The 15,165-nt window shown below is 39.5% G+C and carries 10 protein-coding genes and 1 tRNA gene; 6 read left to right on the top strand and 5 right to left on the bottom strand.

Translation table 11 applies throughout. The annotated features are described in order from the left end of the window. Positions 1 to 38 precede the first annotated feature (38 nt). Together DVR12_RS25405 and DVR12_RS25410 are read right to left on the bottom strand one after the other, a co-directional pair. Positions 39 to 3,695 carry a BamA/TamA family outer membrane protein gene (locus DVR12_RS25405; RefSeq protein WP_116978627.1) on the bottom strand — a complete coding sequence of 1,219 codons (3,657 nt, stop codon included), beginning with the start codon at positions 3,693 to 3,695 and terminating at the stop codon, positions 39 to 41. Then, on the bottom strand, positions 3,692 to 4,546 hold the full coding sequence (locus DVR12_RS25410; protein ID WP_116978628.1) for a hypothetical protein: 855 nt from the start codon (positions 4,544 to 4,546) through the stop codon (positions 3,692 to 3,694). Before DVR12_RS25410 ends, DVR12_RS25405 begins: the two co-directional genes overlap by 4 nt. Positions 4,547 to 4,661: 115 nt before the next feature. Here DVR12_RS25410 and DVR12_RS25415 point away from each other — a divergent pair, with 115 nt between their 5' ends. Genes DVR12_RS25415 through DVR12_RS25435 form a run of 5 tightly spaced genes read left to right on the top strand, consistent with a single transcriptional unit; the run spans position 4,662 to position 10,354 of the window. Then, on the top strand, positions 4,662 to 5,897 hold the full coding sequence (locus DVR12_RS25415) for a Pycsar system effector family protein (protein WP_116978629.1): 1,236 nt from the start codon (positions 4,662 to 4,664) through the stop codon (positions 5,895 to 5,897). A 10-nt stretch (positions 5,898 to 5,907) separates the two neighbouring features. Further along, entirely contained in the window at positions 5,908 to 7,896 is a 1,989-nt protein-coding gene (ppk1, locus tag DVR12_RS25420; RefSeq protein WP_116978630.1) for a polyphosphate kinase 1, read from the top strand. A 28-nt stretch (positions 7,897 to 7,924) separates the two neighbouring features. After that, positions 7,925 to 8,425 (top strand): thioredoxin family protein, encoded by a 501-nt coding sequence (locus DVR12_RS25425; RefSeq protein ID WP_116978631.1) that lies wholly within the window; start codon positions 7,925 to 7,927, stop codon positions 8,423 to 8,425. Positions 8,426 to 8,432: 7 nt separating this feature from the next. After that, positions 8,433 to 8,945, top strand: a complete 513-nt coding sequence (locus DVR12_RS25430) for a DUF4442 domain-containing protein (RefSeq protein ID WP_158563372.1) — start codon at positions 8,433 to 8,435, stop codon at positions 8,943 to 8,945. A gap of 5 nt (positions 8,946 to 8,950) precedes the next feature. Continuing rightward, positions 8,951 to 10,354 carry an MBL fold metallo-hydrolase RNA specificity domain-containing protein gene (locus DVR12_RS25435; protein ID WP_116978633.1) on the top strand — a complete coding sequence of 468 codons (1,404 nt, stop codon included), beginning with the start codon at positions 8,951 to 8,953 and terminating at the stop codon, positions 10,352 to 10,354. A 41-nt stretch (positions 10,355 to 10,395) separates the two neighbouring features. Here DVR12_RS25435 and DVR12_RS25440 read toward each other — a convergent pair whose 3' ends face one another. Next, positions 10,396 to 13,578 (bottom strand): sensor histidine kinase, encoded by a 3,183-nt coding sequence (locus tag DVR12_RS25440; RefSeq protein ID WP_116978634.1) that lies wholly within the window; start codon positions 13,576 to 13,578, stop codon positions 10,396 to 10,398. A gap of 212 nt (positions 13,579 to 13,790) precedes the next feature. On the opposite strand from DVR12_RS25440, the gene DVR12_RS25445 reads away from it, so the two are divergent. Next, on the top strand, positions 13,791 to 14,231 hold the full coding sequence (locus tag DVR12_RS25445; protein ID WP_116978635.1) for a DUF3828 domain-containing protein: 441 nt from the start codon (positions 13,791 to 13,793) through the stop codon (positions 14,229 to 14,231). A 53-nt stretch (positions 14,232 to 14,284) separates the two neighbouring features. Here DVR12_RS25445 and DVR12_RS25450 read toward each other — a convergent pair. Both DVR12_RS25450 and DVR12_RS25455 read right to left on the bottom strand, forming a co-directional pair. Further along, positions 14,285 to 14,356: transfer RNA gene (locus DVR12_RS25450), tRNA-Glu, on the bottom strand. A gap of 73 nt (positions 14,357 to 14,429) precedes the next feature. Continuing rightward, positions 14,430 to 15,110, bottom strand: a complete 681-nt coding sequence (locus tag DVR12_RS25455) for a DUF1345 domain-containing protein (protein WP_233522462.1) — start codon at positions 15,108 to 15,110, stop codon at positions 14,430 to 14,432. Positions 15,111 to 15,165: the final 55 nt, after the last annotated feature.

A 15,165-nucleotide genomic window follows, 5' to 3' on the forward strand; every position in this document is an offset into this window, starting at 1 on the left:
TCCGGCAAAGAAGCAAGGTGCTTCTTTGCCGGAGAATATTAGAATCTGAATCCTAAAGTAAAGTATACAATATTCTCTTCCTTAGAATGTCCTAACGTTAGAGTAGCTATTAAGGAATTGATTGGCGCTACGTATAAACCACCTCCAAAGCCATCATGCCAAACATGCGATGTTTCTCCTTCCAACCACACCCTTCCTACATCATTAAATGCCAGTACACCAACACTTGCAGGGAATAAATATGTTTTCAGATCAAATAGTTTGACTCTGATCTCTGTATTGTTATAAGCATTTGCATTACCGGCAAAACGATAGTTTCTAAACCCACGCAGATTAATTACACCGCCCACATTCAATGCTTGCCAATATTCATAATTACCCCAAATTTTCCCCCCTCCAAATCTTGTTACCAACACAACATTTGCAGGATCGGTAAAGCTCATGTAAAGACTAAGATCAGAAGTTAACTGATGTGTATTGGAAGCATCTTTCTCAAGTCCGAGGTTGGCGGCATAAATAGTAGTCCACAACACCCCTCTGGTTGGTATTAGTATACTATTTCTTGTATCTATAGTAGCGGCCACCTTTCCACCAGCATAGAATTTGTCTTTGAAGATATTAGCAGAATCAAGTCCATTCTGCGCAAAGTTGGTGATAAATTTATTTTCATTCTCATCTTTATCCAACGCATAATAGTTGAACGTTGGTCCGTAAGAGATAGTGAAATGATCTCCAAACTTCGTTCTCAGTAAACCTTCTGCTGTATACAAATTAAACCTGGCCCTATAGTATTTAATTGTTTTACCATTTGATTTATCGAATACTGTTTCATTTCCTAAACCGAAGAAGTTGATAGTATTATTAGGAGCTTTCGCTCTTGCAAGCACCACTAAATCTGTTTTTCCTATCACATCGGTATATTCGCCCTGATATCTGAAATTCCATGCACGGGTTGCCAAAGCATGAGTTGCAGTAAACACGTGGCGGGTAGAGAATGGTTCTCTTCTCCAGGCATGTCGGGTATCTGAAACACCCAGCCCAAGCAATAAACCGTCATCTCTGTTATATCCGGCAGCAATCATAGGAAAGAGCTTCTCGTATTGATAAGCATTTCTATTGTATCGAATATTAGCCGGATCGGAGGATAGCTTAAGTTGCTCATTTCTGGTTAAGGCAAAAGTATCCTTGCCTGATTTCATATCGTATATACGAATGCGCTTACCAGCTCTTCCATTGGTACTATCTATATATGTATCAGGTTCTGCCCCTCCAATTAATCTTACTCTTATAGGAGAAGCATGATTGCCTCTGATAATAAATCTATCGCTCCCACCCAAACCATAAACATTTACTTCTTTAGTGATTCTCGGGTCAAAAGTTCTTGAATAAATATTTTGTTGAACTTCTCCTTTTTTACTGATTTTATTAATGTTTAGCGCTACTCGTCCACCAGCGAGCTTATCTACAGTAATCAATTCAGTTTTTTCTGTTGCAGGCACATCTACTCCTTTGGAAATAAACCTGTAATATTTCATTACATTTTCTTCCAGGATATTCCGGCGGGCCGATAAGTTGTGCAGCATCATAGGCCCTACTTCCGATTTAACAGAATCCGGGAAAGAGTTAACAGCGGCCTGAATAACGCTGTCTGTCATTTTACTAAGGAACCTATCGGTTTGTTTTTTCCAGTCTTTCTCGTCTAATTCGTTCAGGAATGATCTGTCGAAATACCTTGCGCTGAAGTTGAAACCTTTGATATCAGGTATTTTATCACGGAAGCCCTGTATACCCGGTAAGATCCAGCGTCGGGAAGCTAGTCGGGGTAATACGCCCTGATTAATGAAGAATGCCTGATCTCTGTCTCTTGGAATTGGGGAATAGTAATGTACACCTTTATGTTTCTCGCGGTACCACCTCCACTGATCATCGTGCCGGTCGAAGTCCATGATATACATATCCAGGATTCTGGCGCGGAGTACATCTTTCTGATCTACTCTTTCGTCGTTATCGCCGGTAATTTTGCTAACTACCTTTGGAGTGTTATATGTTTTCTCGTTACTACCTGTCACCGGTTCTCTTTCTTCAAAAAGATAAACATCATTACCAAAATCATTTGCCAATACACCCAGGGCGGTATCGCGGGGCAGATAAACAAAAGTAGGGTGTGTATGAGGCACTCCTGCTGCTTCTGCCAAAACAGTAACGGCTAATGGAGCATAAGGATTTGAAGCGGAAATCTGGTCCTGTACGATATCTTTTGCCACGGTTTCTCTAAGCCTTTCAGGAATAGCTGCCAGGGGATATTTCTTGAGTGATCTTAATACATACTCAGTTCCTGTGCTATCTTCCAGGCGAAGCGACCGGGTTTGCTTTCCGCCACCACGCTGAAGTATTTTTAATCCGCCCTTTGATTTACGAAGGTCCATTACCGGGAAATTCAGCGGTGTGGCCCACACTTTTCTATAGTTATTACCCAGTAACCATCTATGAAACCTTCCTACCCTAACATATTGGGAATCGGCTACTGTTGTGACATATGGAGGTAATTGAGAAGGTAATACAAATGGGATTGCTTTCAGTTGTTTCTCTTCTATTTTATGCAGATCGTTAGAAAATACAGGTTCTTTGCCTTTTTCCGCAACATAGTAATTAACACGAAGCGTACTGTCTGATAATAATTCTATAGCGCTAAATCCGTTTTCTGTTGTTGCGAACAGGGATTTTGGGCCTTTATAAACTCTGTTATTTTTCGCGCCACTTCCACTTACGATGTAATCATTCCCTTTGTCTTTGATCAGCTGTAGGGTATGATCATGACCCGAAACAAAAACAACAGGACCATGAGGTTTTAAAGCATCTTCTACCCCTTTAATCATTGCCTGATATTTAGGATGTGGAATATCTTCAGCTGTTCCAAATACTCCCCGGGCGATTGGGTAAATCGACCCAATGACCGGTAATGGAATATATAGATTAGGGCGAAGGTCTGTTAATGGAAAAATATGTTGTTTAATGGTGTAATAGCCACCATGAATACCATAACTTCTGAAGGGGTGATGGGTAGCAAAAATGATGAACTTATTTCTGTTATTAGCGGCGATATCACCTATTCGGGTTAGGATTTCATCGGTATCCTTACAATCGCAGGACGATTCGAGTCCAGGTTTTTTGTAGGGAAATAGCCACCACTCACTATCCATAATGATGAGGGTGATATCATCAGAAATATTTACTTCTATAGGACCGGGGCAACCATCTTTGGGAAGAAAGTGAAAATTATCCAGGTGGAGGGAATCGACGTATTGTTGTTGGTTACGGATAATTGTCAGTCCATCGGGTTTACTTTTATCCCAATCGTGATTTCCGGGAATAATGAATCCGGTGGCGTTTGTTCCTTTCACCAGGTTTATCTGGTAATCGAGTATTTCTTTAGCGACGGGGAATTTATCGCTTAAAGAATCTGGTAAACCACGGGGATAGACGTTATCACCGAGGAAAATTACAACGTTTCTATTGTCTTGCAGGTCGAAGGTTTGTCTTACAGCATCCACAACCGGGTTGTGGCCATTTTCATGTAGTTCACCAGCATCCCCAACGAGGATAATTCGTTTAAGGACGGTAGGTGATTGGGCCATCACCTGCTGGTAACCTGATATCAATATCGATGCGATAAGCGCTAGAACAGATCGTGTCATCGTGCGTTATAAGTAAATTTAAGAATACTGGCAGTTCCATCATATCCACCTTCATTGGAGATATACAGGTCGCCATTTGGGGCAAAAGAAATTCCTTCTGGTTGTAAGAACAATCGATGTTTTAAGTTATAAGCTTCCTGAATATGACCTTGGAGGTCGCTGATCACTAACAATCCGTTTACTGAAGCAACGATATATAATCTTTTTTCTATAGGATGTATTGCAGCCCCCGAAGGTTTGAAATAACGCAGATCGGAGCCTGCAAGTTTAGCTATTTCCCGGTTATCGAAATGGTATATAGCGGTAGTATCAAAGGTTTTGGTAGCCAGATCAAAGCTATATGCACTGGTAATCCCTAGTTTCTTATCATCAGCGCAGTTTTTACAGATCATAACAATACTGTTCCTGGCACTATCGTAATAGGTTGTTTCGAACTCCCGCTTGCCGGCTTTAGGGAACTTATAATGATCTGAGTATGCACTATCCGTATATAAGCCATGAACATGAAACAGGCCGCCATTACTTTTTAATACAAAAATTCCGCTGTCGGTACGGCATATATCTTCATAATCCCCGTTTTTAGCAAATTTATAACTGGGATAGGGAGAAGTAGTGGTAACGTCAATCACAAAAACCCGCCCATCTTCATCATTAATAGCTAAGATATTATGTTCATTGGAGTCGACAACAATACCGGAAATTTCCTGCATTGATTCCCGAACCCGGTATCTTGTGGGTTGTGTAAGGTCATATCCTTTTGGTGAAGCATAAACTTTCTGCTCTCTGTCGCTAAAAGCATTACATGATAGCAGGAAGAAGACGAATAGTATCAATCCAGCCCGGAGATTCATAGTGTAACTTTATAGCATAAATTTAACTTAAAAATGCAGTAACTTCCGGGGAGAATTATGAATTATAGCCAGATGCCCTTTCATAATCAGCTATTTTGATTTAATAACCATGAATATGCAATACAGCGCTATTATTGATGCAGCCAGGGATTATATCACAGACCAGTATTCACAACACCCAAAACCTCAGCTGGTTTATCACAATCTGACCCATACGCAACAAGTTGTTCAGGCAGCAGCTCAAATAGCTGCTCATTACCGCTTGCAGGATGAAGAACTTCTGGCAGTATATGTAGCTTCCTGGTTTCATGATATTGGTTATTTATCGACCGACTCTGCTCATCACGAAGAAGCGGGTGCACAACAAGCCATTGAGTTTCTTAAGCAACACCAGGTATCGGAAAATGTTCAAACATTGACTCAAGGAGCGATTTTGGCAACCAAAATGCCCCAATCTCCCAAAAACCTGGTAGAACAAATTGTTTGCGATGCCGACTTATCTCATCTTGGTTCTAAAAACTTTCCCGACAGGAATAAATTGTTACGTCAGGAAGTAGAATTAACCCGGCAAATGGAGATTCCGGCTACCAAATGGATAGGCAATAATATCGCCTTCCTCGCAGCACATCACTATTGGACAGATTATGCCCAAACGCTTTTTAAACAGCAAAAAGAGGAAAATTTAGAAAAACTGGCCAAAAAACTGGAAAAGAAAACTTCGGAGGAAGTGGCCTCTATGGCTGCCGCCAATACAACGGCTGCTGAACGACCAGAAGTGGCTCCTCATGCCAAACATAAAAAAGAGAAAGTTAGTAAGCCAGACAGGGGTATTGAAACTATGTTCAGAATTACCTCTACAAATCATATCCGCTTAAGTTCGATGGCCGATACTAAAGCACATATCATGATTTCTGTTAATTCTATTATCATTTCGGTTATACTCAGTGTGCTGGTTGGGAGGCTGGAGGATTACCCTAATCTGGTAATTCCTTCTATTATATTTTTAACCACTGCTGTGTTAACAGTTATCTTTTCAGTTTTGGCAACCCGGCCGAATGTGACAGGTGGCATATTTACAAAAGCTGATATAGAAAAGAAAGATACCAACCTTTTATTCTTTGGAAATTTTTATAAAATGCACCTGGAAGAATATGAATGGGGAATGAAGCAAATGATGAATGATGCAGATTTTCTGTATAGCAGTTTAACCAAAGACGTTTATCATTTAGGAGTTGTACTGGGCAAGAAATATAAACTTTTACGTATTTCGTATAATATCTTCATGTTTGGACTTATAGCTTCTGTACTTGCTTTTCTTATTGCAGCTATTTTCTTTCCGGTAAAAGTTTAACAATTGAGTCATGGGTGTTCCATTGCAGAACAGAGATCTTAGTTGGTTGTCTTTTAATTATCGGGTACTAATGATGGCCGATAATTCCGAGGTACCATTATATGAAAGGATAAAATTTCTTTCGATCTTTTCCTCCAATCTGGATGAATTTTTTAGAGTAAGGATGCCTGCTATTCTTGCAATCAATAAGGTTTTGGAGAACGAACCAGAGGTAGATGAAACCACTACAGTAAGTACTGAAACCCTTCAGGAAGTACTGAGTGAGATCAACCGGCAGCAGGAGATGTACGGACAGATTTTCGGGGGTAAGGTAATACCAGATCTCCTGGCCCAGGGAGTTGTACTATACTACAATCAATCTTTTCATCAGGATCATTTAACTTTTACTAAAAGCTATTTCCATTCTACCATTCTTGCTTATCTGCAACCTGTATGGCTAAAGAATAATAAGAAAAAGTTATTTCCGGAAAATAATGCTTTATATCTGGTTGTAACCTTAACAGCAGTCGAAGACAGTCGTACACAGGAATATGTAATTGTAAATATTCCTTCAGAGCTACCGCGTTTCATTCAGTTACCAGTTGTAGATGGCTTGCACTATATAGCGTTTATAGATGATGTTATTCGAACTCATATTGCTTATTTATTTCCTGAATATATAGTAATTGATTGCCATAGCATCAAACTAACCAGGAATGCGGAAGTGGATATGGAAGAGGTAAAGGGAGATATTTTGGAAGAAGTTGAAATCTTTATACGTAAACGTGAATTAGGGGTTCCCACACGCCTGTTGTATGATGCAGCTATTTCCCCGCCATTGGTTGAGTTTTTAGCCCAGCAGTTTGATGTCAGACCGGAAGAACTGGTACCAGGCGGACGATATCATAATCTTAAAGATTTAGTTTCTTTTCCTAAACCAGCTTCATTAATGTATGTTGAGTATCCGAAAATAATTCCGGCTCTTAACAAACGGGGAGATACCTACCATTTGTTGAATAAGGTTTTAGAGAAAGACATACTTGTTCATCTTCCTTACCAGCAATATGACTACATTCTGCGATTCTTTAATGAAGCAGCCGCAGATCCTGATGTAGAAGAGATTTATGTAACATTATATCGCATAGCTTCCGGTTCACAGATTGCACAAGCACTTATCAGTGCGGCTAAAAACGGTAAAAAGGTTACTGTATTTGTAGAGTTGAAAGCAAGATTTGATGAAGCCAATAATGTGAGATGGGCCAAGAAAATGAAGGCAGCCGGAGTTAGGCTGGTTTATAGTATTCCTGGTATGAAAGTGCATGCAAAAACAGCTCTGGTTAAGCGGAAGAAAGGTTATAGCTGGGAGTACTGCGGGCTGATAGCAACCGGCAATTTCAATGAAAGTACTGCCAGGTTTTATGCAGATCACGTGTTGTTTACTTCTCATATTGGTATTACCAGGGAGATGGAATTGCTGTTCCTTTATTTGCAAAGCCGCCAGCAGCCAAATTCTTACAATTTTCTGAACTTCCGGCATCTGCTGGTGGCGCAGTTCAATATGACAGAAGCATTTACAGCCCTGATCGACAGAGAAATCAGAAATGCAAAAGCAGGGTTACCAGCGCATTGCATTATTAAAATAAACAACCTGCAGGAAGTTGGTATGATCAGCAAATTATATGAAGCCAGTATGGCTGGAGTAAAAATAGATCTGATTGTACGAAGTATCAATTGCCTGAAACCCGGGATTCAGGAAAGCCAGAACATTCAAATTATCCAGATAGTAGGCCGATACCTTGAACATGCCAGGGTATTTGTTTTCCATAATAATGGGGAGGAAGAAGTATATATGGGGTCTTCAGACTGGATGAACCGCAATCTCCACAGAAGAATAGAAGTCTGTAGCCCTATTTATGATGCAGCATTGCGGCAGCAGCTGAAAGATATACTGGCTATACAATTGAACGATCGTCAACACCCCCAGGAAAGCATACAAACCTATGTGAAAAATATAATGTAAATTAGATTATAACGATTAATTATTATTTATGAAACTTTACGTTTGGACACTATTATTGAGTGTTGGAATTATTACAGGAGCAAAGGCCCAAACACACGACCTTAACAATATTTACAATCCTTCTGCCAACGCAAAAGCAGATATTGAAGCAGCAGAGCAACAGGCGGTTAAAGAGAAGAAGCATGTATTACTGCAAATTGGTGGCAACTGGTGCATATGGTGCAAGAGATTTTACAAATTCGTGGAAGATGATCCTGAATTAAAAGAATTGCTTAATAAGAATTATGTAGTTTATCATCTCAACTACAGTAAGGAGAACAAGAATCTGCCCATCCTACAATCGCTGGGTTATCCACAACGCTTCGGATTTCCGGTAATGGTGATATTAGATGCAAAAGGCAATCGCTTGCATACACAAAATTCCGGGTTGTTGGAATCTGCCGACACTTATGATAAAAAGAAAGTTGCTGATTTTCTGAAACAGTGGTCGCCAGATGCATTAAATCCGGCTCATTACATTAATGAATAATCTGGTTATGAATAATGGTTCGCTAATCTTTGATCAGGCATCGTTGCAATCTTTCATCAGGTTTGCACAACATAAGTTAAAATTTTCTGCCTATCTGCTTTGGAAACTTCCATCGGCATGGCTTGCAGGGGTTAGATTGCGATCATTAAGTACGGAAGAATGTGTTACATCAGTACCTTATCGCTGGTTATCTCAGAACCCATTCAATTCTACCTATTTCGCCTGTCTGGCAATGGCCGGAGAATTGAGCACAGGGCTTCCGGCAATCATGTTTGTTAGCAGCACCAAAAAACGTGTATCCATGCTCGTTACCAACATGGAAGCCAGTTACTACAAAAAAGCAACAGGTCTTACATTATTTACCTGCACGGAACTGCCTCTATTACAAGCAGCTCTTGAACGTGTATTGAATAATAATACTCCTGAAACTATAGTTCTACATACCGAAGGCAGAGACAAAGACGGCACATTAATTGCCTCTTTTGCGATCACCTGGTCGTTTAAAAGCAAATCAGCATAACAAATATGAAAATCGCATTTCATGGAGCGGCACGTACCGTAACGGGATCAAAGCATGTGATCACACTAAAGAATGGAAAGAAGATATTATTAGACTGTGGAATGTTTCAGGGAATGGGCCATGACACAGATACACTGAACAGGGATTTCGGATTTGATCCTCAATCGATCACCTACATGATACTCTCTCATGCACATATCGACCATAGCGGATTAATTCCAAGATTAGTAAAAATGGGATACTCAGGAGATATCTATTGTACAGCAGCAACACGTGATATGACTGAAATTCTTTTACTTGATTCTGCCGAAATACAGGAAGATGATGTAAAGTTTACCAATAAGAAAAAGGCAAAAGAAGGCCTTCCTTATGTTTCACCGCTGTATACAATAGAAGATGCCAAAATTGCTATCAGATCATTAAAACCAGTAAACTTCAATAACTGGATACAAATTGATCCGGATATTCAACTTCTTTTCACTGATGCCGGCCATATAGTAGGAGCAGCCTGTGTACATCTTCGAATCACTGAAAATGGTAAAACAGAACAGATTACATTCAGTGGTGATGTTGGCAGATATAATGACGATATTCTTAAATCTCCAGCCACTTTTCCACAGGCCGATTATATTCTGATGGAGTCTACCTACGGCAGTACCTTACATGCTGATGCAGCTCCTGCAGATAATGAACTACTCAGATACATCGCTGAGACCTGTCTGAAAAAGAGAGGAAAATTGATTATCCCTGCTTTTAGTGTGGGCAGAACTCAGGAATTATTATATGCACTGAATAAAGCACAACTCAATGGTACCCTACCACCGGTAGATATCTTCGTTGATAGTCCGCTTTCTACAGAAGCTACAGCTGTTACAAAAGCACATCCTGAAGTTTTCAACAAGGAAGTATCTGCACTTCTGAAGAAAGATAAAGACCCATTCGATTTTCCGGGATTACAGTATGTCAAAACTGTTGATCAATCTAAATTGCTCAACTTCCGGAAAGAGCCTTGCGTAATTATCTCAGCCTCCGGAATGGCGGAAGCAGGGCGCGTAAAGCACCATATTGCCAACAATATCGACGATGACAGGAACACTATCCTGATTGTAGGATATTGCGAACCAGAATCACTGGGAGGACGACTTATGCGAGGTGCGCAGGAAGTATCTATTTACGGAACCCGGTACAAAGTAAATGCAGAAGTGGGAGTAATCAGATCAATGAGTGCCCATGGCGATTATGAAGATCTGAGTCAGTGGCTTTCCTGCCAGGACCCTAAAGAAGTCAAAAAATTATTCCTGGTACATGGAGAATATGAGGTGCAGAAAATATTTAAGAAATGGTTATTCAAAAAAGGATTTTTAGATATTGAAATTCCTGAGCGCCATTTTGAAATTGGATTAAGCTAACAAAATAACAAAAGAGGCTGTTGATGCAGCCTCTTTTTATTTTATAATTCCACTAACGGAAACCAGATATTTACCCTTGTGCCGCTTGCCTTTCCTTCCTCATCTGTCAGATCTTCAATATCAAAACTCGCATCAACTTTAAATCTGCTGTTATAAAGTGATAATCTATCTCTCGTAATTTGCAGCCCTCTCGACTGATGTCTTGATTTTCCCTGTTTCATTGCAATTGCTTTTTCCCTTCCTACCCCATTATCTTCAATCACGCAAAGAATTCTATCCTCAACTTTAGTAAAGCTAATAATGAGCTTACCTCTCTTTTTATCGTGAAGCAACCCATGCCAGATAGCGTTTTCCACAAACGGTTGAATAATCATTGTAGGTACTTCTACATTAGCATTTAACTCAGGGTCTATTATTATTTCATAATCGAATCCATCTGAGAAACGTAGCTTTTCGAGTTCCATATAATTCTCCAGCATATTGGCTTCTTCATGAATGGTGATATTATTTAGCTGGGAGTGATCTAAAATATTTCTAATCAATTTTGCAAACCTGCTCATATAAGACAAAGCCTGTTCAGAATCATGCTTCATCACAAAAATCTGTATAGAGTTGAGGGCATTAAAGATAAAATGTGGATTCATCTGAGCCCTTAATGCTTTCATTTCGAGCTGTGCTATTTGTTGCTGAATTGCTTCCCTCTGTTTAGCTTCTTTTCTGATAGAATATACCCTTAGTTTATAGTACAGATAAAACAACGCCAGGGCAATTAACAGGCACCCTATTCTAAACCAGTTGGTTTGCCAGAAAGCAGGTTGTATAAACAGGCTGAGAGTACTGATATTATTAGAGAAAGTACCAGCAGTATTAACAGCCTTTACTTTAAAGGTGTATCTGCCCGGAGGAAGGTTGGTATACTTTGCAATCAGCAGGTTTTCGGCCATTACCCAATTATCATCCACACCTTCCAGCTGATAATAATATCTTAGTTTCTCCTGGTGGTATTGTAAGCTCTTAAATTCAATAGTAATAAAATTCTGTTTATAGCTCAGTACAACCGATGCATTACCTTTAAGAGATGACTGGAACAGGATTGCGCTATCCAGGGCTTTGAGATTGATGATAGTAACATCCGGAGGAGGAGGTGATACCCGGAGGGTAGCCGGATTAAAAGCGACAACGTGATCGGCGGCCCCAACAAGGATATTACCATTTTGCAGATGAATAATATTTCTTCTAACCTTGCGGTTATTGTCAATTATATCGTCGTTCTGCACAAATGTTTCCAGGCGATTGCTGTCGATATCATAGCGATAAAAACCGTATTGGGTAGTCATCCAAACGGTTCCTAAAAGGTCTTCATTTCCTGATGCGATGCTGAGGACCCATTGATCAAATAATTGATTGTTGATCAATAATGGTTTGCTGATATTGGAAAGTAAATTATAAATCCACAATCCATGATCTGTTCCGGCAATTAGCAAACTATCGTTATATCTGAGCAGAGAAGTAATATTGTTGTATATATTTCCATTCCACTGGAAACATATTCTGTCGGTGATTTTACGAAGATGTGTATTGAATTTCAATAGGCCGGCCGAACTGGTTCCCAGCCAAAGCACAGTATCTTTTTCAGGCACTATATCCATGATAGAAACAGGTCGTTTCAGCGAATCCGTGATTTCAGGATAATGTCTGAATGTTTCTGTTTTAGGATTCCAGCTAGATAATCCCCGTTTGTATAATCCAATGTATACAACAGTATCGTTATAGGGCTGTATATGTAGCAATGTTTGCTGATACAATTCAGGAGCCGACAGATGTTTAATGAACTTACCGGTTTGCGGATTTAGCAGTGACAGATTTCCATTTTCCTGTCCAATTAAGATGGTTCCGTCTTTCAATTCACCAAAGCTCCAAACGAGGGAACGTTCTTCGGGGATACTGATATCAGGATTAGCAGCCAGATGGTTGTAGGTGTTTAGTAATTCGAGATTATTGGAAAGTCTGCTTAATCCCTGGCCCCAATAACCAATATATACTTCGCCATTAGAGGCCTGATAAATGCCGGTAACTTCGCCGGACGGGAGTTTTTCCTTATTGTTTGAAAAAACGCTTTTATGATCTAAAAATTTAAAGTTCTTATTGTGCAGGCTTAGAATATTAATGCCTTTGTCTGTGCCTACCCAGAGATGTCCTTCCCTGTCGCACATAAAACAATTCACTTCGTAGGAGTAATGTAATCCCTGAGGTTCATTACTGTTTGCGATATTAAGGTCAAATTTATCGGAAGGTCTGTTGTATCGATAAATGCCTCCTCTTTCAGTAGCTATCCAGATATCTTTACTATTATCTGCAATAATATCAAATACGGCATCCCCTCTTTTCTCTTCAGGCACTCTGAACTGGTAACTGCTCATTTTATTCTGAGCAGCATCAAAAGCATATAAATTCCCATCTCTGGCAGCCAGCCATATTCGGTTGTAGGGGTCTTTATATATTTTTTTGAAGTTGGTATTGATGATGTTGAAAACAGGGTTATTTTTAGGGTTATTTTGTCGACTATACAGATGTTTTCTGTCTCTATCGAGTATAAACAATCCATCTTTCCCACTAAGCCATAAATCGCCGTTATCGTCTTCCATAATAGCATCGAGCATAACGCTACGGGCGGATTCGGGTATTATATCGGCTTTTTCAAATATTCCGGCACGTTCATTTAGTTTGAGGAGTCCATCGTGTGAGGTAGCCCAGATTATGCCATTATGGTCTTCTACTATCTGCGTGCATTGTAATCCTTCCGGTCTGAAAGCCCGGTTGGCGACAATTAGTGCTTTCACCTGGTTGGTAACAGGATCATACACGCGGATATTATCAGGAGTACCCATCCAGATGCGGCCTTTACGATCTTCGCAAAGACATATATCATCGTAGTAGATAGAACCCGGGATTCGGTCGAAGCTTGCAACGGTAACGAAGTTTGATCCATCATACCGCTGTAGTGCCGTTGTTGCCACCCATACAAATCCTTTTTTATCCTGAAGAATAGCGGATACGTGGTTGCTGGCAAGACCTTTATTTAAATCGATATGTGAGAAGTTATAATCCAAATCACCTGCCAGCTGAGCATGAGCAGTACAGGTAATTAATACCATGACTACCAGCAGGATTTTGGTTCTGATATGTTGGCTATATCTCATTATCTGGAAAGACGAAAATAGCATTGCAATAGCGTAAAAGTGGCGCGCCACTAAATGTACTAAATGTTATGCTCTTGCAAAGTTGATTCTTTGTAGCATTTTAGTATTTTAAATAAATATTTAATTATCAACATATTAGAAATTTAATTTAAAAATCATTTCATTTGACCGCAGCTAACAAGCAACTAACAGTAAAAAATACTGTTATATAAGCATTGCAAATACATCAATCAACTATGAGAGCAAAAAACACTTTACTTATCATTTTTTCATTTATTGTATATAGTTGTCAGCATTCCACAACGCCTAAACAAAATGAAGAGAATGATCCGGCCCAGCAGACGCTTAAACAATTTTATACAGGTTATCTGACGGCAGATGGAGTTGAGGATGAATCTAAGAGCGATTCACTAAAGACTAAGTATTGTACAAAGCAGTTATTGAAGAAGATTAAACATAAAATGAAAACGGAGGAATTAGATTATGATCCGTTGTTAAATGCGCAGGACGTAAGTCGTGAATGGTTGCAGACAATGACTTTTACAAAAGTTCCACAAAGCAGCGATACTTATGAAGTAAGTTATTTGGACCCTTATGATAAAAAGAAAATTACCATTAAGCTGCATGTAGCAAAAGTGGAGCAGGAATATAAGATAGATTCAATAATTGGGTTATAAATCTTCTTAAAAAGAAAAAAGACTTTTCAGTTTTGAAAAGTCTTTTTTTCTTGTACCACGTACGGGAATCGAACCCGTGATTCCTCCGTGAAAGGGAGGCGTCTTAACCCCTTGACCAACGCGGCGTTTTCGTTTGGGATTGCAAAGATAGAAAAAAGAATAACAACGCCAAATTTTTTTTCAAAAAAAGTAAAATTGTTATCTCAACCCTGCAATCAGATTAATAGTAAGAGCCAGAACAAAGGTATTTAAAATAAAAGACATTAAGCCATGAAACAGTACTACCCTTCTCAACAACTTCCCGCTAATCTGCACATCCGATACCTGAAAGGTCATGCCAATTACAAAAGAAAAATAAGCGAAGTCGATATAATCAGGATTCTTTTCTCCGGGAAATATTAACCCACCAGCATGCTTGGTTTTATCTGTAGTATCGTCGTCATAATAGATATCTGCATAGTGAAATGCAAAAGTAGTATGTACCATGGTCCAGGATGCCAGCATGCCACAGATTGCAATTGGTAAGTAAGTTCCTTTTGAAGGACCTAAATCATTTGATAACAACATCAACAAAACAATCACCAGGCTGGCAACGGCAGCAATAATTACCACAGCCATTACAAACACCCTGTTTCCATCATCTACTCTGCCCCATGTTCTGATTTCATCTACATTTCTGCTAAAAAAAACAATCCATCCCATCGTTATATACGATATGGCAAATACATCCCATAGTAATACAGAAAACACCAACGGATTAATCGGTATTTTACAGAAATAAAATAAGGCGAATACTAGCAGAGCCAATCCTAAACTTACTGATACTCTCTCTACCGGATGCATATTGACCAGCAATTTGACAGCAGCTTTCTTTTTCATAGTACTTAAAGATAAACCTCTTTTTTTGCGGTATTCACATCAAGATAAAAAATTA

Source organism: Chitinophaga silvatica (assembly GCF_003419895.1).
In the GTDB taxonomy this organism is placed as follows: domain Bacteria; phylum Bacteroidota; class Bacteroidia; order Chitinophagales; family Chitinophagaceae; genus Chitinophaga; species Chitinophaga silvatica.

What these genes read in the sequence shown, in the direction of transcription:
- DVR12_RS25405 (WP_116978627.1), bottom strand. Translation starts at nt 3,695, where the DNA reads ATGACACGATCTGTTCTAGCGCTTATCGCATCGATATTGATATCAGGT.
- DVR12_RS25410 (WP_116978628.1), bottom strand. Translation starts at nt 4,546, where the DNA reads ATGAATCTCCGGGCTGGATTGATACTATTCGTCTTCTTCCTGCTATCA.
- DVR12_RS25415 (WP_116978629.1), top strand. Translation starts at nt 4,662, where the DNA reads ATGCAATACAGCGCTATTATTGATGCAGCCAGGGATTATATCACAGAC.
- ppk1 (WP_116978630.1), top strand. Translation starts at nt 5,908, where the DNA reads ATGGGTGTTCCATTGCAGAACAGAGATCTTAGTTGGTTGTCTTTTAAT.
- DVR12_RS25425 (WP_116978631.1), top strand. Translation starts at nt 7,925, where the DNA reads ATGAAACTTTACGTTTGGACACTATTATTGAGTGTTGGAATTATTACA.
- DVR12_RS25430 (WP_158563372.1), top strand. Translation starts at nt 8,433, where the DNA reads ATGAATAATGGTTCGCTAATCTTTGATCAGGCATCGTTGCAATCTTTC.
- DVR12_RS25435 (WP_116978633.1), top strand. Translation starts at nt 8,951, where the DNA reads ATGAAAATCGCATTTCATGGAGCGGCACGTACCGTAACGGGATCAAAG.
- DVR12_RS25440 (WP_116978634.1), bottom strand. Translation starts at nt 13,578, where the DNA reads ATGCTATTTTCGTCTTTCCAGATAATGAGATATAGCCAACATATCAGA.
- DVR12_RS25445 (WP_116978635.1), top strand. Translation starts at nt 13,791, where the DNA reads ATGAGAGCAAAAAACACTTTACTTATCATTTTTTCATTTATTGTATAT.
- DVR12_RS25455 (WP_233522462.1), bottom strand. Translation starts at nt 15,110, where the DNA reads ATGAAAAAGAAAGCTGCTGTCAAATTGCTGGTCAATATGCATCCGGTA.